General features: G+C 71.9%; 16 protein-coding genes and 1 pseudogene. 7 read left to right on the forward strand and 10 right to left on the reverse strand.

Features of this window, described 5'->3' with window-relative positions:
• The first annotated feature begins 126 nt into the window (after positions 1–126).
• Complete coding sequence (locus tag ABZ656_RS40265) at positions 127–561, forward strand: hypothetical protein (protein WP_101403896.1); 435 nt, start codon at positions 127–129, stop codon at positions 559–561.
• Positions 558–1028 (forward strand): hypothetical protein, encoded by a 471-nt coding sequence (locus tag ABZ656_RS40270; RefSeq protein WP_101401866.1) that lies wholly within the window; start codon positions 558–560, stop codon positions 1026–1028. The genes ABZ656_RS40265 and ABZ656_RS40270 overlap by 4 nt, the downstream gene beginning before the upstream one ends.
• Here ABZ656_RS40270 and ABZ656_RS40275 read toward each other — a convergent pair.
• Both ABZ656_RS40275 and ABZ656_RS40280 read right to left on the reverse strand, forming a co-directional pair.
• Positions 997–1755 carry a class I SAM-dependent methyltransferase gene (locus ABZ656_RS40275; protein WP_360275110.1) on the reverse strand — a complete coding sequence of 253 codons (759 nt, stop codon included), beginning with the start codon at positions 1753–1755 and terminating at the stop codon, positions 997–999. The two genes, ABZ656_RS40270 and ABZ656_RS40275, sit on opposite strands and share 32 nt — an antisense overlap.
• 5 nt (positions 1756–1760) lie before the next feature.
• Positions 1761–2066 carry a 4a-hydroxytetrahydrobiopterin dehydratase gene (locus ABZ656_RS40280; RefSeq protein ID WP_101401864.1) on the reverse strand — a complete coding sequence of 102 codons (306 nt, stop codon included), beginning with the start codon at positions 2064–2066 and terminating at the stop codon, positions 1761–1763.
• Positions 2067–2317: 251 nt separating this feature from the next.
• On the opposite strand from ABZ656_RS40280, the gene ABZ656_RS40285 reads away from it, so the two are divergent.
• On the forward strand, positions 2318–3169 hold the full coding sequence (locus tag ABZ656_RS40285) for a helix-turn-helix transcriptional regulator (protein WP_360275113.1): 852 nt from the start codon (positions 2318–2320) through the stop codon (positions 3167–3169).
• A gap of 55 nt (positions 3170–3224) precedes the next feature.
• Entirely contained in the window at positions 3225–4091 is an 867-nt protein-coding gene (locus tag ABZ656_RS40290) for a Scr1 family TA system antitoxin-like transcriptional regulator (protein WP_101401862.1), read from the forward strand.
• A 92-nt stretch (positions 4092–4183) separates the two neighbouring features.
• Here the strand turns inward: ABZ656_RS40290 and dnaK are convergent, their stop codons facing one another.
• The 6 genes from dnaK to ABZ656_RS40320 form a co-directional block, all read right to left on the reverse strand.
• Entirely contained in the window at positions 4184–6049 is a 1866-nt protein-coding gene (gene dnaK / locus ABZ656_RS40295) for a molecular chaperone DnaK (RefSeq protein WP_101401861.1), read from the reverse strand.
• A gap of 130 nt (positions 6050–6179) precedes the next feature.
• Positions 6180–6605, reverse strand: coding sequence for an OsmC family protein (locus tag ABZ656_RS40300; RefSeq protein WP_060901013.1), 426 nt, complete (start codon positions 6603–6605; stop codon positions 6180–6182).
• Between the two features lie 86 nt (positions 6606–6691).
• Positions 6692–8503 carry a hypothetical protein gene (locus ABZ656_RS40305; RefSeq protein WP_360275118.1) on the reverse strand — a complete coding sequence of 604 codons (1812 nt, stop codon included), beginning with the start codon at positions 8501–8503 and terminating at the stop codon, positions 6692–6694.
• Positions 8500–9561 carry a MoxR family ATPase gene (locus ABZ656_RS40310; RefSeq protein WP_360275121.1) on the reverse strand — a complete coding sequence of 354 codons (1062 nt, stop codon included), beginning with the start codon at positions 9559–9561 and terminating at the stop codon, positions 8500–8502. Before ABZ656_RS40310 ends, ABZ656_RS40305 begins: the two co-directional genes overlap by 4 nt.
• A gap of 124 nt (positions 9562–9685) precedes the next feature.
• Positions 9686–11770, reverse strand: a complete 2085-nt coding sequence (locus ABZ656_RS40315) for a phage holin family protein (protein ID WP_360275124.1) — start codon at positions 11768–11770, stop codon at positions 9686–9688.
• Positions 11771–11858: 88 nt separating this feature from the next.
• Positions 11859–12293 (reverse strand): hypothetical protein, encoded by a 435-nt coding sequence (locus tag ABZ656_RS40320; RefSeq protein ID WP_101401858.1) that lies wholly within the window; start codon positions 12291–12293, stop codon positions 11859–11861.
• Between the two features lie 85 nt (positions 12294–12378).
• Between ABZ656_RS40320 and ABZ656_RS40325 the strand changes: the two genes are divergently transcribed.
• On the forward strand, positions 12379–13152 hold the full coding sequence (locus ABZ656_RS40325; protein WP_095851660.1) for an MBL fold metallo-hydrolase: 774 nt from the start codon (positions 12379–12381) through the stop codon (positions 13150–13152).
• A gap of 65 nt (positions 13153–13217) precedes the next feature.
• Entirely contained in the window at positions 13218–13841 is a 624-nt protein-coding gene (locus ABZ656_RS40330; RefSeq protein ID WP_101403894.1) for a VTT domain-containing protein, read from the forward strand.
• Between the two features lie 24 nt (positions 13842–13865).
• On the opposite strand, the gene ABZ656_RS40335 is transcribed toward ABZ656_RS40330, so the two are convergent.
• Both ABZ656_RS40335 and ABZ656_RS40340 read right to left on the reverse strand, forming a co-directional pair.
• On the reverse strand, positions 13866–15026 hold the full coding sequence (locus tag ABZ656_RS40335; protein ID WP_360275128.1) for an MBL fold metallo-hydrolase: 1161 nt from the start codon (positions 15024–15026) through the stop codon (positions 13866–13868).
• Positions 15023–16270, reverse strand: a complete 1248-nt coding sequence (locus tag ABZ656_RS40340) for an aminotransferase class I/II-fold pyridoxal phosphate-dependent enzyme (protein ID WP_101401857.1) — start codon at positions 16268–16270, stop codon at positions 15023–15025. Before ABZ656_RS40340 ends, ABZ656_RS40335 begins: the two co-directional genes overlap by 4 nt.
• Positions 16271–16531: 261 nt before the next feature.
• Between ABZ656_RS40340 and ABZ656_RS40345 the strand changes: the two are divergent.
• Positions 16532–16624: pseudogene (locus ABZ656_RS40345) on the forward strand (cytochrome c oxidase subunit II); the annotation flags it as partial.

Genomic DNA, 16624 nt, shown 5'->3' on the forward strand with positions numbered 1-16624 from the left:
CGGCCTAGCGTGCGCGTCATGGCTTCGACGACCTTCCCGAACTCCTCGAACCCCTCGAACTCACGGAACGACCCGAACTCCCGGAACTTCAGGGAGAAACTGCTGACCGTGCCGCCGCCCATCGAGATGGCGGGGCGACGGATCAAGCGCTACCACGTCACCGCGGACCCGGCCGGTATCGCGCCCGACATCGAGGCGGCGGCGTACGCGATGCTGCCGAAACTGCTGCCGGAGCCCGACGGCACACCGCCCGCGACCTTCGTCGTACTGCACCGGGGCGGCGACGACGGCGCCTACCTCAACGCGTACAGCTGGGTGTGGGACAACGTCCTGCACTTCCGGGGCGCGTCGGCGGGCCAGCCGGTCCTGGGCTGCCCGGACCGTGACCCCACGCACTTCATCACACCCGACCTCCCCTGGATCGGCTGCGTCTGGGAGCTGCCGCCGATCCTGCACGAACGCGACGCCTGGGTGCGGCACATGCTCGCGCCCGACGCCCCCGACCTCGACGCCTACCTTGCCGACTCCCTCCCCCAGGGCACGACTGGAGACCGCTCATGAGCAGCCCGCACGACTTCGACTTCTTCCACGGCGAGTGGGACGTCCACAACAGGCGTCTGACCGACTTCCTCGACGCCGACAGCGGGTGGGAGGAGTTCCCTGCCACGAACCGCTGCTGGAGCCTGTTCGACGGGGCCGCGAACCTCGACGAGATGACGGTGCCCGGTCAGGGCTGGCAGGGGCTCACCCTGCGGCTCTTCGACCCGGCGGCGCGGGTGTGGTCGCTGAACTGGTCGTCGAGCCGCAGCGGGAAGCTGTTCCCGCCGGTGGTGGGGCGGTTCGGCCCTGACGGGCGCGGTGAGTTCCACGGCGACGACACCCACGACGGGAAGGACGTGCGGGTGCGGTTCGTGTGGTCGGGGATCTCCCCGACCACGGCCCGCTGGGAGCAGGCCTTCTCCGTGGACGGGGAGAAGACGTGGGTGACCAACTGGGTCATGGAGTTCGCGCGGCGGGGATCTTCGTGAATGCCCGGAGAGCGAACTGCGGGTCGGGGCGCGGAACTTCCTGATCGGGCAGCGCTTCGAGCAGCGTGACGAAGCGCTCGGTCAGCGGGTCGTCCGGGGCGATCCGGGTGAACCAGCCGCGGCGCAGGTCCGCCACCGTGCTGCGCGGGCTGCGGCCCTGGCCGTGGCCCCGGAAACGGGCCCGGCCGGCCGGGGTGAGGCCGTGCTCGACGGCGTACGCCTCGACGTCCTCGGGGCGGTCCTGGGCGGGGCGGCGCGGGCGGGAGGCGAGTACGGCGTCGATGTCGCTGCCCACGTCATGTGCGGCGGCCTTGTCGACGGTGGTGACGTACACCCCACCCGGGCGCAGGACCCGCGCGCACTCGGCGACGATGGCGCGGACGTCCTCGGCGCCGTCGACCAGATGGAGCAGCCAGACGCTGGTGACGGCGTCGAACGAGGCGTCGGGGAAGGGCAGTCGGCGGCTGTCGGCGCGGATCACCGCGCCCGGGAGCCGTGCCGCCGCCATCCGGGCCATGCCCTGCGCGGCGTCCGCGCCCGTCACCCGGAGCGTCGGGCGGGCGGCGGCGAGGCGGCGCGTGACTATTCCGGTGCCGCAGGCGACGTCGAGCAGGGCCCGTACGTCGTCGGGGACGAGGCCGAGGACGGCGGTCGCGGCCGCGCCGGCTCTGGGCTCACCGCCCCTGCTGGCGTCGTATTCGTCGGCTTCCTTGTCGTAGTCCAGCATGCGGATCAGTGTGCGCCATGTCCCGGAGCGAGTGCCTCCACCCTGCGGGCGAGCTTGAGGTCGAGCTCGGTGACGGCGCCGCCGACGCTGTGGGTGTTCACGGTGAGGGAGATCGTGTTGTAGCCGAGGGTGAGGTCGGAGTGGTGGTCGAGCTCCTCCTGCACCTGGGCGATGTGTACGACCATCGCGGTCGCGGCGAAGTGGGAGGGGAGGTGGTAGGAGCGGGCGAGGTGGTCGCCGTCCAGCGACCAGCCGGGCAGCTCCGCGAGCTGCTCCTCGATCTCCTTCTGCGACAGCGGTTCGACGGGCATGACCTCGCTCCGTTCTGCGTGCGGTGGGGTGTGGTGGGGGCTGGTCCTCAGCCTGCCACAGTCCCCCGACCAAGGCTCTTCGGCGCCCCGTCACCCCCCGGGGCTTCGCCTCCGGACCCCCCGGTTGCGTCTTCGGCTGCGGGTGGGGGGGCTGGTCGCGCAGTTCCCGCGCCCCGAAAAGTCCCGGCCGTCCGGCGTTCGAGGGCAAGGCCCACCCTCCGCCCACGGCCTTCCTCGGTTACGGTCGGCGTATGTCCATCGTCGCGTCCGGTCCGACCAGGCCCTCAACCAACTCCGTCGGCAAGGGCGTCGGCCCGCTGCTGCGCGGCTGGCGGGAACAGCGTCGGGTCAGCCAGCTGGAACTGGCGCTGCGGGCCGACTCCTCGGCCCGGCACATCAGCTTCATCGAGACCGGCCGCTCCCGTCCGAGCGAGGAGATGGTGCTGCGGCTGGCCGAACACCTGGACGTCCCCGTACGGGAGCGCAACGCGCTGCTCCTGGCCGCCGGCTACGCGCCCCACTACCCGGAGACCCCCCTCGACGACCCCTCGATGGACGCCCTGCGCCAGGGCATGGAGCGGCTGATCCAGGGCTACGAGCCCTACCCGGCGCTGGTGGTCGACGCCACGTACACCGTGCTCGCCGCCAACCGTGGCATCACCATGCTTCTGGAGGGCGTCTGCGAGTCGCTGCTCACGCCGCCGCTGAACGCGATGCGGCTGACCCTCCACCCGGAGGGCCTGGCGCCACGGATCCGCAACCACCGCGAGTGGCGCGACCACCTGCTCGCGCAGATGGAACGGCAGATCGCCCTGGACCGCTCCGAGCCACTGCGTGCGCTCTACGAGGAGGTGGCGGCCTACCCGGTACCGGATCAGGGACAGGAAGGGGAAGCGGCACTGGAACCGGATGAAGATGTCGAGCCCGTTCCCTATTTCGCTCTCCCTCTGCAGATCGGGCACGGCGGGCGCGTGCTGTCCTTCATTTCGTCCATCTCCACCTTCAACACCCCGATGGACGTCACCGTCGCCGAGCTGGCCATCGAGACGTTTCTCCCCGCGGATCCGGCGACGGTCAAATACCTTCAGTCACTGGTGTCTTGACGGAGCGTCGCCGATCCGTTTGAGTGGAGGCTTCGGCGCTTGGGGAGGGCGTGGCGTGAGTGAGCGGCGGGCTGCGCCCACCGTAGGGCAAGTGGTGCTCGGGCGGCGGCTGCAGGAATTGCGGGAGGCCACCGGGCTGAAGCGGGAAGAAGCCGCGCGTGTCCTGCGTGTCGCCCCGGCGACGGTGCGGCGGATGGAGATGGCCGAGGTCGCCCTCAAGATCCCCTACCTCCAGGTGTTGCTGACGACGTACGGAGTGGCCGACGACGAGGTGGCCGCCTTCGTCGCGCTCGCCGAGGAGGCGAACCAGCCGGGCTGGTGGCAGCGGTTCCACGATGTGCTGCCGGACTGGTTCAGCATGCACGTCAGCCTGGAGGGCGCCGCCCGACTGATCCGCTCGTACGAGCCGCACTTCGTGCCCGGGCTGCTGCAGACCGAGGAGTACGCGCGCGCCGTGCTGGAGGCGGGAACGGTGGGCCAGACGGGGCCCGAGGCCATCGAGCGGCATGTGACGCTGCGCATGACGCGGCAACAGCTGCTGCTGGGGCGCGAGCACCGGCCCCACCTCTGGGTGATCATGGACGAGACCGCGCTGCGGCGCCCGGTGAGCATCCGTGGGGAGGTCATGCGGGACCAGATCGACCGACTGCTGCGGGAGATGGAGAGCGACGACATCTCCGTCCAGGTCGCCGAGTACGCGAGCGGCCCGCATCCGGGGACGTACACCTCGTTCGCGCTGTTCCGCTTCGCGGAGCCGGAACTGCCCGACATGGTCTACAGCGAGTACCTGACCGGAGCCATCTACCTGGATTCGCGCCCCGAGGTGGCCATGCACCTGGAAGTGCTGGACCACATGTCCGCCCACGCCGCATCCGTGCCCCGCACCAAGGAGATCCTGCGGGAGATCCGAGACTCCTACTGAGGGCTTCCTACTGAGGGCTTCCCGGGGAGGGCTCCCCGGGGACGGCTCCCCAGGGAGGGGCTCGCAGAGAGCCCCTCCCCTCAAAAAAGCCCTTACGCCGCGCCGCCCCTCGTCTCCCTCTCGTCGTCCACGATCTCGGCGTCCACCACACCGTCCTCCGCCGCCGTGGTGTGCTCGGCGGCCGGCTCCTCCTGGCGGGTCTGCTGGGCCTGGGCGTACATGGCCTGGCCCATCTTCTGGCTCACCGAGGCCAGCTTCTCGACGCCGGTGCGCAGGGCGGTGGTGTCGGTGGCGGAGTCCTCCAGAAGGTGCTTGAGATCGGCGACGGCGGACTCGACCTCGGGTTTCGTCTCTGAGGGGATGCGTTCGTCGTTCTCACGGAGGAACTTCTCCGTCTGGTAGACGAGTTGTTCGGCCTGGTTGCGGGTCTCGGCGGCCTCGCGGCGCGCGCGGTCCTCCTCGGCGTACTGCTCGGCCTCGCGCATCATGCGGTCGATGTCGTTCTTGGGGAGCGCGGAGCCGCCCGTGACGGTCATCTTCTGTTCGCGCCCGGTGGCGAGGTCCTTCGCGGAGACGTGCATGATCCCGTTGGCGTCGATGTCGAAGGCGACCTCGATCTGCGGGACTCCACGCGGTGCGGGCGGCAGCCCGGTGAGGTCGAAGACGCCGAGCTTCTTGTTGTACGCGGCGATCTCGCGTTCGCCCTGGTAGACCTGGATGCCGACCGAGGGCTGGTTGTCCGCGGCCGTGGTGAAGATCTCCGAACGGCGGGTCGGGATCGTGGTGTTGCGCTCGATGAGCCTGGTCATGATGCCGCCCTTGGTCTCGATGCCGAGGGACAGCGGGGTGACGTCGAGGAGCAGGACGTCCTTCACATCCCCCCTGATGACACCCGCCTGGAGAGCCGCGCCGAGCGCCACGACCTCGTCCGGGTTGACACCCTTGTGCGGGTCTTTGCCGGTGAGTTCCCTGACCAGGTCCGTGACGGCGGGCATCCGGGTCGAACCGCCGACCAGGATGACGTGGTCGATCGCGGCGAGCTTGACGCCCGCGTCCTTGACCGCCTGGTGGAAGGGGGTCTTGCAGCGGTCGAGCAGATCGGCGGTCAGCTCCTGGAACTGGGCACGGGTCAGTTTCTCCTCGAGGTGCAGGGGGCCGTCGGCGGTGGCGGTGATGTAGGGCAGGTTGACGGTGGTCTCGGAGGAGCTGGACAGTTCGATCTTGGCCTTCTCGGCGCCCTCGCGCAGCCGTTGCAGCGCCATCTTGTCGTGGCCGAGATCGATGCCGTACGAGGCCTTGAAGCGCTGCGCGAGGTGTTCGACGATGCGCTGGTCCCAGTCGTCGCCGCCGAGCCGGGTGTCGCCGTTGGTCGCCTTGACCTCGATGACGCCGTCGCCGATCTCCAGGAGCGAGACGTCGAAGGTGCCGCCGCCCAGGTCGAAGACGAGGACGGTCTGCTCCTCGCCCCGGTCGAGGCCGTAGGCGAGGGCGGCGGCCGTCGGCTCGTTGATGATCCGCAGCACCTTCAGGCCCGCGATCTCGCCCGCCTCCTTGGTGGCCTGGCGCTGGGCGTCGTCGAAGTAGGCGGGCACGGTGATCACGGCGTCCGTGACGTCCTCACCGAGGTAGGCCTCCGCGTCCCGCTTCAGCTTCTGCAGAACGCGCGCCGACAGTTCCTGGGCACGGTAGCGGGTGCCGTCGACGGAGCCCTGCTCCGGGAAGCGCCAGCCCGCGTCGCCCATGTGGCGCTTGACCGAGCGCGCGGTGCGCTCCACGTTCGTCACGGCCTGACGTTTGGCGACCTCGCCGACGAGCACCTCGCCGTTCTTGGCGAAGGCCACCACGGAGGGGGTGGTGCGCGCGCCCTCCGCGTTGGTCACGACCGTGGGGTCGCCGCCTTCGAGAAGGGCCACCACCGAGTTCGTCGTTCCGAGGTCGATCCCGACCGCACGTGCCATGTCCGTCCCCTTCCGCCAGGGCGCTGCCCACCTTCAAGCACAAAACTTGAGTGCGTTCTTGTCAATGGGGCGGACATGACAGCGCCGCGGGCCCTGCGTGGGGACCGCGGCGCCGTACTGCTTCCGGACGTCAGGCCAGCTTGGCCGTCAGGGTGATCGTCGTGCCGGTCAGCGCCGCGCTGACCGGGCAGTTCTTCTTCGCGTCCTCGGCCGCCGCGACGAAACCGTCGTTGTCGAGGCCCGGCACCGTACCCTCCACCGTCAGGTGGATGCCGGTGATGCCCTCGCCGGGCTGGAAGGTGACGTCGGCGTTGGTGACGAGCTTGGTGGGCGGGGTGCCCGCGCCCGCGAGGGCGTGCGACAGTGCCATGGAGAAGCAGCTGGAGTGAGCGGCGGCGATCAGCTCCTCGGGGCTGGTCTTGCCGTTGGCGTCCTGCGCCCGCGACGCCCACGTCACCGGCTGCTGGCCGATGCCGGAGGAGTCGAAGGTGACGACGCCGCTGCCCTCGAGCAGGTTGCCTTCCCACACGGTGTGCGCGGTGCGCGTGGTTGCCACGATGATTCCCTTCGATGGGGTCCCGTTTTCGGGGTCCGTGCGCACCATCCGATCACACCTGCGCGCGACTCACCCAGAATGACAGCTCACCGCACGCGGAAGACCGGTCCGCGCGCCGTGAACGGGAGCCGCGCACCCTGCGGAATCAGATACGCGTGCTCGCGCCGCACCCGCAGCACGTCGCACCAGCCGTCCGTGATGACCAGCAGCGGCGCGCCCGGCGGGAAGTCGTCCGCGCGGTGCAGCAGATCGATGCCGGGCTGCAGCACCGTACCGCCGCGCCCGTGCACCCGCACCCGTCCGGCGATCTCGGTGACCGGCAGATAGCCCGCGTCGTGCGGCGCCGCGTCGCAGAACACCACCCGCGCGGCCGGTACGTCCCGGGCCTCGGCGTACGAGGCGATGGCACCCAGCGCCTTGCCGAGCAGCGTGCGGTCCATGGAGCCGGAGGTGTCGAGGACGACGCCGAAGGTGCAACGGGCGATCTCCTCCGGCGGGAAGTACCGTCCCGCGCGTGGGATGCCGGGGGTGGACGCCTGACGGCGCGAGGGGCGCGCGTACGTCCGTACCGGCTCGGGGCGGGGCACGAACTCGTCGAACCAGCGGGCCAGGCGGGCGTCCCAAGGCAGCGGCGGATGGCTGAGCGCGCGGATCTCCTCGACCAGACCGCCCGGCAGATAGCCCCGCTCCAGCTGCTGGTGCAGGTCGAAGCCGTGACTCAGGCCGCGCCGGTAGAGCTCGTCCAGGTCCACGTAGTCGCGCGGGGAGCCGAGCGGGGCGCCGAGTATGTCACCAGCGCCCTTGCCGCGGAGCGTGGACAGCCGGCGCATCCGGCGCAGGTCCTTCGCGATCCGGTCGTACACCTCCTCCGCCGACAGATCCTTCAACTCCGCGTCGTACAGGAGTCCTTCGGGCATCGTGCCGACCTGCATCTCGCACAGCCAGCCGTTGATGACGTAGTCGGCCGCGATGTTGAAGAGGTACGGGTCGCGGGGGCCGCAGCGGTCGCCGTGCCGCAGGGCGGCGTGCAGCATCTCGTGGGCGAGGACGAACCGCCATTCCTCGTCGTCCAGTTGGCGCAGCGGGTTGATGTAGATCTCCCCGGCCTCCGCGTTCACGGCGGCGACGGAGATGTCGTGGGCGCGGGCCAGTTCGGCGTCGGCGACCAGGGTGATGCCGGCCGCGATGCCACCGAGCAGCGGGTAGGAGGAGATGAACCAGCTCAGCGCCCGCTCCCAGGGCTGTAGCCGGGTGGGCCCGCCGCGCATCGAGCCGCGGCGGCCGCCGGCCACGTCCATCGCCGTGGCCACGGTGCGGGTCAGGGCGTGCGCGAACTCGATCTGCCAGTCCGGGGCCTGGCCGCCTTTCCAGGTGTCCCACGGCACCAGCAGCTGGTCCGGCTCGCCGCCGGAGGTACCGCAGCGCTCGTACGGGGCAGGAGTCCCCTCGCGCCGCCAGCGGGCGGCGAGTTGCTCCTCGTCGCCGTCAGGGTACGAGGGCGGCAGGTCCTCGGGGGTGAGGCCGATGGGGAAGCCGAGCAGGAAGCGGTTGACGACCGCGCAGCGGGCGGCGAGGGTGTGGCGGTCGGGCTGCTCGCGCGTCTTCGGCGCCGCCGGGACATGGCCGAAGCCCAGGTGGATGATGGCGTGCGCGACCGCCCAGGCCCACTCGACGGGCTCGGCGCGACGGGTGGGGTGGACATGCAGCACGCCGTTGGAGTCGACACGGACGAGACCGTCGCGGGGTGAGTCGGGGCAGTCCTCCTGGCGGCAGGTGCTGAAGCCGATGGCGGCGAGCGCCCGGTTGGCCCGCACCAGCCGCATCCCCTCCGCGAACGCCTCCGCCGCCAGGTCCTTCTTCGGCTGTCCCTTACTGCGGCTCGTCGGGGTGCGGCTCACTGCCGCGCCTCGACCAGCCGGGGCATGTCGCGGGCCGCCTCGACCAGGAACCAGGCGGGCAGGAGGGGATTGCCGTCGGTGTCCGGGGCGATGACGCTCTGCGCGACCTCCACGGAGATCTCGGCGAGCTGCACGAGCAGCGACTTGGCCCGATACGCGGTCTGCTGTCCGCCCGCGGAGAGGTGCTCCTTGCTGGCGGGCAGCTCTTTGACGAGCCGGCCGCGGAAGGACTCGGCGAGGTAGTACAGCAGGTCACGGTCCTCGGGGCGGTGCGGCCAGCGCGCGTCGCCCTTGACGATCGCCTCGATTCCGAACCGGCTGCGCACGATCTTCACATAGCCGCAGAAGGCGACCGCGTGCGCGGGCGTCAGGGTTCCGTGCGCGATCACCTTCAGGGTCGGCTCGTCGAGGGCCGGTCCGAAGGAGTGCAGCGCGTCGGAGAGCATGTGCCAGGAGCGGGGCGTGGAGAACGGCTCCTCGGTCTTCGGCGGCTTGGACCACAGGTGGTCGGGCCGGTCGGTGAGGTGGTCCACGACCCAGGGGTGGATGCCGTTGGCCGCGGCCCAGCCGAGCCAGTCCTTGGAGGAGGCCTCCAGGTGCACGTGCGTGAGGCGGTTGATCAGCGCGGAGGCGATCGGGCGGGCCAGCGCGTTGTCGGTGGCGCGGTTGCCCGCGCCGATCACTATCGAGCCCTTGGGCAGCTCGTAGTTGCCGATGCGCCGGTCCAGGATCAGCGAGTAGAACGCCTTCTGCACATCCGGCGTCGCCGCGTTCAGCTCGTCCAGGAAGAGGCAGTACGGCTCGTCACGGGCGATCGCCTCCGGCGGGCAGAACACCGAGCGCCCGTCGCGGATCTGCGGGACGCCGATCAGGTCCTCGGGTGCGAGCTGGGTGCCGAGCAGGCTGACGCACTCCAGGCCCAGCGACTCGGCGAACTCCCTGACCAGGGAGGACTTTCCGATGCCGGGGGCGCCCCAGAGGAAGACCGGCCGCACGGTCGCGAGGCCGAGCAGCAGTTCCGGTATGCGGGCGGGGGTGACGGTTACGGCTGCCTGCACGCAACATCCTCGGGGGTCGGGAAGTGCCCCGCGGGTGCGCGGTGCTCCATGCGAACAGTGTGGGCGCGGGGCTCGCCGACCGCAGCCCATTTTCCGCCGCCCCGGCCCGGCACCTGACCGTGGCTCAGGCGGCGCGCTCGTCCGCGGACGTCGCCAGCGGCACCTGGGGGCCGTCGCACTCGCGCAGCCAGCGCCGCAGTACGCGGTGCACCTGCTCGGCGCCCACGAGATCCGCGTCGTCCTCGACCGGCACGGACAGGGCCGTCGGTGACAGCAGAAAGGGGCGTGCCTGGGCCCCGCCGAGTCCGCCGTGCGAGCCGATCTGCTCCTCGAAGGCGAGGACTTCGCCCTCCGTCGGCTCGTACGAGGAGTTGACCATGATGTCGGCGACGTGCGGGAAGGAGTGCGTACGTCGTACGGCGTCGGCGGCGCCGGGGCCGAAGTCGGCGAGCGGGCCCGGGCGCGCGTCGTCGAGCTTGTCGACCGGCACCTCCGCGCCGTTCGCGCCCAGCACGAGTCCGCCGTACTCCTCGCTGCGGACCAGCACGAAACCGACGCCGGGGTGGTTGGCGAGGGTGGACAGCAGCGCGGGGTGGCGGCGGTCGATCTCCTCCCGGCTCATCCGGTGCGGCACGTCGGGGAAGGAGACCAGGCCGAGGTTGCCGGAGGCCAGCACGATGGGCTCGGAGCGGCGCGGGGGACGGTGGTGCTCGCCGCGCTCCTCGACGGGTCTGCGCAGCGCGGCCCGCACCGCCGCCCGTGCCTCGGTGCCGCTGTGCGTGCGCTGTACCTTGCGCGGCACGGGCAGCCCGCACCCGGCCCGGACCAGGTTGCCGAGGCTGAGGCCGTAGCGGGTCAGGAAGGTCTCGCCGGGGCTCTGGCCGTGGTCCGACAGCACCACGATCCGGTAGGGCCGCGGAGCGTGTTCGGCGACCTTGGCGATCAGGGCGAGGGACCGGTCGAGGCGCTCCAGGACCTTCTCGGCGTCCCGGCTGCGCGGCCCGGAGTGGTGGGCCACCTCGTCGTACGCGACCAGGTCCGCGTAGACCGCGTTGCGCCCGGCGAGCATGTCGCCGATCACCGCGGCGACGACGACGTCCCGCTCGACGACGGTCGCGAAGGCGCGCACGAAGGGGTACAGCCCGCCGCGCTTGACCCGGGGCCGCCGCTTCTTCATCCGGGCCCACGTGGACTGGCCCATCTCGCGCAGCACCTCGGCGACGAAGGACATGGCCGTACGGACGGCGTTGGCGGGGTCGCTGAAGTACGCGAAGTAGCCCGAGCGGGAACGGTTCTCCCTGCCTCTTCGCGCGGCCATGGACAGCACCAGAGCCAGCTGGTCGGCGCCGCCGCTGAAGAGGTTGCCGCGGCTGGCGCCGTCGACGGTGAGCAGGCCCCCGTCGCCGGTGTGCTCGATGGCCCGGCGCTGGAGTTCGGCGGCGCTGGAGGGCCGGTTGCACACCATGACCTCGTGCGTGTCCTTCTCGTACCAGCGGAAGGCCGGCACGTCGTGGTTGCTGCCGTGCAGGATGCCGAGCTGGCTGGCGCCCGTCTGGCTGGACCAGTCGGTGCGCCACGGGGTGAGCCGGTGGGTGGGGCAGCCGCCTTCCCCAGGGCCCTCGAGCCACTGCGCGGCGGTGGGCATCAGCCCCTTGCCGACCGCCTCCACCAGCACGTCGTGGCCGACGCCGTCGAGCTGGAGGAAGACGGCACCGGGGGTCGCGGGCCAGGCCTGCCCGTCACCGCGCCCGCGGCGTCGGTCGGCGAGCCGGGAGAGCCTGCGCCGGTAGGCGTCGTCGTCCCGGACGGCGAGGGCACCCCCGGTGGCCGAGGCGACCGCGGACATCACGGCGGCGACGACCACGGCCGTCTCGGGCGCGGCCTCGCCCTGTCCGGAGGGGTTGATGCGCAGGGCTATCAGCAGCAAGGACCCGTTCAGGAAGAAGACGAGCAGACCGAGCACGAGGGCGGGAACCAGGAGCAGCGCCCGTACGAGCAGGGGCCACACGAGCGAGGAGAGCAGACCGAAGACGGCCGCGCCGACCCCCGCGGTGACGGCGATCCGCGTGGCGCTGTCGCCGTTGCTCGACTCCAGCTGGAAGTCGGGCAGCACACCGGCGAGGACGAGCATGGTGACCGTGGACACGGCCCACACCGCGATGCTCCGCCACACTCCGCTGAGAAGTCGCCGCCAACGCCTTCCGCCCACGCCCTGTCCGCCTCACGTCCCGGCCCGCCCGGTGTGCGAGGCCCGCTCCCACCCTGTCACAACGGCCGAGCGTCCCCCGGTGTCCCCCTCAGCGGCCGTCGTAGCCCGCGGTCGGCATCGACAGACGGCGGTGGACCCGGGCCTTCATCTGGGCGTCGTACGACGGTTCCGCGCACCCGACCGTCTCGATCCGTACGCCGCGGCGGGCGCACTCGGCGGTGAACTCGTCCACGGAGGCGAGGGCGCGCTCCAGGACACGACGGCTCGGCGCCACGAACAGGTCGACGAGGCCCGCCTCGACGTCCGCCCACAGGGTGCGGTGGTCGGGGCGCAGACCGCGGACGAGGAGCTCGCGGGTGACGACGTAACCGCGCTCGGCGGCCCAGCGGGCGCACATCGCGTACTGGCTGCGGGAGTCCACGAGGAAGGGGTCCGCTTCGAGCTCCTCCAGGGGCGTCAGGCTCGCGATGGCCGTGACGCGGACTGTGGTCGGCACGGCGGAGGCGCTGCTCGCGTGTCCCATGGCGTCCCCCCTCACCTCCGGGTTTCGCCGCCGACCCTACTCCTGCACGTAGGCTCGGGGGGAGTCGCACGGAGGAGGCAAAGAAGTGCCGGTGGAGATCACCTGGTGGGGGCACGCCACTTGCACGCTGGAGGACTCCGGCACACGCGTCCTCACCGATCCGCTCTTCGCGCGCCGGCTCGCGCACCTGCGGCGCAGGCGCGGGGCGCCGCCCCCTCCCGAGGCGGCGGTCGCGGACGTGGCGCTGGTCTCGCATCTGCACGCCGACCATCTCCATCTGCCCTCGTTGCAGCGGCTCGCGCCGGGCACGCTGGTACTGGTGCCGAAGGGCGCGCCGCGCGTGGTGCCCGCGCTGCGCAGGCTGGACCATCTGCGGTTCGTCGAGGTGGCGCCCGGGGACCTCACCGAAGTCGGTGACCTGGTCGTACGTACGGTGTCGGCGCGGCACGACGGGCGGCGGCTGCCGGTCGGACCGCATCGCTCCCCCGCGCTGGGCTTTGTGGTGGAGGGCGAGGCACGGACGTATTTCGCCGGGGACACCGGGCTGTTCGAGTCGATGGCCGAGGAGGTCGGCCCGGTCGACGTGGCGCTGCTGCCGGTCGGCGGGTGGGGCCCGTTCCTCGGGGAGGGACACCTGGACGCCGGGCGGGCCGCCGAGGCGCTGGCCCGGCTGATGCCGAGGAGCGCGGTGCCGGTGCACTACGGCACGTACTGGCCCATCGGCATGGACAGCGTGCGCCCCCATGAATTCCATGCGCCGGGTGATGAGTTCGTGCGCCTGGCTGGTGAGCGTGCGCCCCAGGTGGCGGTGCACCGGCTCGAACACGGCGAGAGCGTGCGCCCGGAGGTCGCGCGGTGACGCCTCTGACCGCCTTGGGCGCGGCCCCGGCGATATTCCTGTCCGCCAAGAGCACCGCCCCGGCCGTGTTCCTGTCCGCCGCGGGCGCGTCCGTGTCACCGGAGAGTACACAGCAGGCGATCGGCTATCCGTCGCTGTTCGTGCTGGTGCTGATCGGCGCGCTGGTCCCGGTGGTGCCGACGGGCGCGCTGGTCAGTTCGGCGGCCGTGGTGGCCTTTCACGAGACGGCGCCGTTCGCCTTGCTGCTGGTCTTCGTGGTGGGCTCGCTCGCGGCGTTCCTCGGTGACGTGGCGCTCTACTGGCTCGGCCGGCGCGGCATGGGCTCCAAGAACGGCTCGCGCTGGCTGGAGGCGATCCGTGTGCGCGCCCCGGAGGACCGCCTCACCCAGGCCCAGGAGAAGCTGGACGACCACGGCGTCGCCGTCCTCGTCCTGTCCCGCCTCGTCCCGGCGGGCCGCATACCGGTGATGCTCGCCTGCCTGCTGGCGAAGATGCCCCTGCGCACCTTCGCCCGCGGCGACATCCCCGCCTGCCTCGCCTGGGCTGCCACCTACCAGGTCATCGGCATCCTCGGCGGCTCCCTCTTCGACGAGCCGTGGGAAGGTGTCGTGGCGGCGGTGGTCCTGACGCTGACGGTCAGTGCGGCGCCGGGAGTGTGGCGGAGGGTTCGCAGAACCGCCCCTCGGTAGCCGCGATCACCCCCGGATCCGCCTTCACGCCAGAACCCGGGAACCCCCCACCGCCAGATCCCACAGGTCCCTCCGCTCCAACCCCACTCGCTCCCAAGCCACCTTCACCCGGGTCAACGGCTCCAGCACAGGCTCCGCGGACAGCACGAACGTCCCCCAGTGCATCGGGGCCATACGGCGAGCGCCGAGATCGACGGCGGCCCGGACGGCCTCTTCCGGGTCACAGTGGACGTCACTCAACCACCACCGGGGGTCGTACGCCCCGATGGGAAGCAGGGCCAGGTCTATTCCCGGGTATCGCCGCCCGATGGCCGCGAACCAGTGCCCGTACCCCGTGTCCCCCGCGAAGTACACCCGCTGTCCTTCGGGCGCCGTCAGCACCCAGCCGCCCCACAGCGTGCGGCAGGTGTCGGTGAGACTGCGCTTGGACCAGTGGTGCGCGGGGACGAAGTCGAAGCGCACACCGTGGAGTTCGACCGCCTCCCACCAGTCCAGCTCGGTGACCCGGGTGAACCGGCGGCGCCGGAACCAGCGCCCGAGTCCGGCCGGCACGAACACCGGCGTGCCGCGCGGGAGTCGGCGCAGCGTCGGTGCGTCCAGATGGTCGTAGTGGTTGTGACTGATGACGACCGCGTCGACGCGCGGCAGCGCGCTCCAGGCCACGCCGACCGGGGTGATCCTGGCCGGGGTGCCGAGGATCTTGCGGGACCAGACCGGGTCGGTGAGGACGGTGAGCCCGCCTATGCGGATCACCCAACTCGCGTGCCCCGCCCAGGAGACGGCGACGGTACGGGCGCCCACCCGCGGCAGCGGCCCCGGTTCGAAGGGCAGCAGCGGGATGTCGGCGAGCCCCTCCGGCCCCGGCCGCAGCGCCCCCTCACGTGCGAACCGCGCGAAGGCCCGCAGCCCGGGCAGCGGCGCGGTCAGCCGGTCGACGAACGACCGCGGCCACACACGGCGCTCACCGAGCGGACGGGGTTCGGCGAGAGGAGGGGGCTCGACGAGCGGACGGAGAGGAAGGACAGGTGAGGAACGCCCCGCCGACGGGACCATGGAGGACGCCGGCTCCTCGGCGTCCTGCGTGTTCGTGGACTCGGACGTACTCGTGGAAATGCGCGTGCTCGTGGAAATGGGTGTGCTCGTGGACGTACTCGTGCTCGTGGCCGACTGGGACTGCTGCGTCATCGAGGAGGCTCCCATCGCTGAGCGTCGTCACGGAGATCGTCGAACGCCGACCCCAGGAGGGTCAACGCGCGTTGCACCTGTGGCAGTTCCAACGGTGAGGGTGAACTGAGGCATTCCGCCCGCTCCTCGTCGGTGGTGCCGAGCAGCGCCCCGGTCTCCAACCGCACGCGCAGCGCCTCGAGGTCGTCCCCGAAGCGGTGGCCGCCCGGCGCGGGCATGCCGAGCCGGGCGGTGAGGAAGTCCTCCAGTTCCTGTGCGTCCCCGACGCCGAGAGCGGTCAGTGCGGAGCTCAACGGGCCGAGATCCACGTACAGATGTCTGCCGGCCTGCGGCGGCCGCGCGAGGGCCCCCGACCCGACCACCGCGCGGTGCGCGGCGAGAGCCACGCGCGCGTGCAGGCGTACGGCGGCGGTCAGCCGCTCGGTGACCGCGTCGGGCTCGCCGAGCGCGTACGCGGCCGCCGCGGCGACCGGTTCGGCGACCCGGGCACCGAGCACGGTGAGCACGTCGAGGACGCGGGAGCGCAGCCGAAGGCCCTCGTCGGTGTCCGGGAAGCGGGCGACGGCGGCCGGCCAGCCCTGCGGCAAAAAGGCGCCCGCGAGGTCCGTGAGCACGGTGACCTCGCCGGGGAGCATCTCGGCGGGGCTGAGCAGCACGGTGTCGTGCGGCCGGTGCAGGGTGTCGCGCCAGGTCTCGTCGCTGACCACGTGCAGTCCCTCGCCCACCGCGGCCTCCACGGTCTCGTGCACCACCTCGGGCGGTGCGACGGTGGCGGTGGGGTCGTCGGCGACGGAGAGTACGAGCAGGCGCGGGTCGCCGCCCTCGGCGCGGACCCGGCGGACGGTCTCCAGAAGTGCGTACGGATCCGGCAGGCCGCCGCACTCCGCGGGCGTCGCCGCGTGGAACACGGACCGGCCCAGCAGGCGGACCTGCGGTGCCCACCAGGCGGCGCACGGGCGCGGCACCAGGACGTCACCGCCGAGTGCGCCGGTCAGCGCGAGGAGCAGGGCGGGGGCGCCGGGGGCGGCGACCACCCGGACGCGGTCGGCGGCCAGGCCCCGCCGGGTCCAGTAGCCGCAGGCGGCATCGAGCAGCGCCGGACCGCCGCCGGAGGGCTCGGCGTGGGCGTGGCCCGCCGCGTCGGCGAGCACGGCGCGCAACTCGGCCAGTACCGGCAGGCCCTGATCGGGAAGAGGCGGGCCGTAGCGGACCGGACCGTGCCCTTCCGGAACCGTCCGCCGCATACGTGCCTCCGTGCAGTCCGTGGTGCCGTGCCCTGTCGTTACCCAGGCTCCCGCCCCGCCATGGGCGCCCGGCCGGGTCGCGCCCGTCGCAGCGTCAGCGGTTGGAGGAGCCCTTTTGGCGCAGCCGGTGGACGGCCGCGCCCAGCGCGCCCACGATCAGGACGCCGCCGGTGATCAGGGCCGGGACGGAATCGGTGAAGGCGCCGCCCTCGCCGCCCTGCACTCCGTACTGCGCACCGGCGGGGCGCTCCGCGGTGTCACAAGGACTTCCCCCGCCTTGGTATGCCCACCCCGACCACGGAAGAGGGTCCGCGGATCCTCTCCCTGTGGCAGGGGTCCTGGGCGGCCGCGCTC

This window comes from Streptomyces sp. NPDC007095 (assembly GCF_040634475.1).
In the GTDB taxonomy this organism is placed as follows: domain Bacteria; phylum Actinomycetota; class Actinomycetes; order Streptomycetales; family Streptomycetaceae; genus Streptomyces.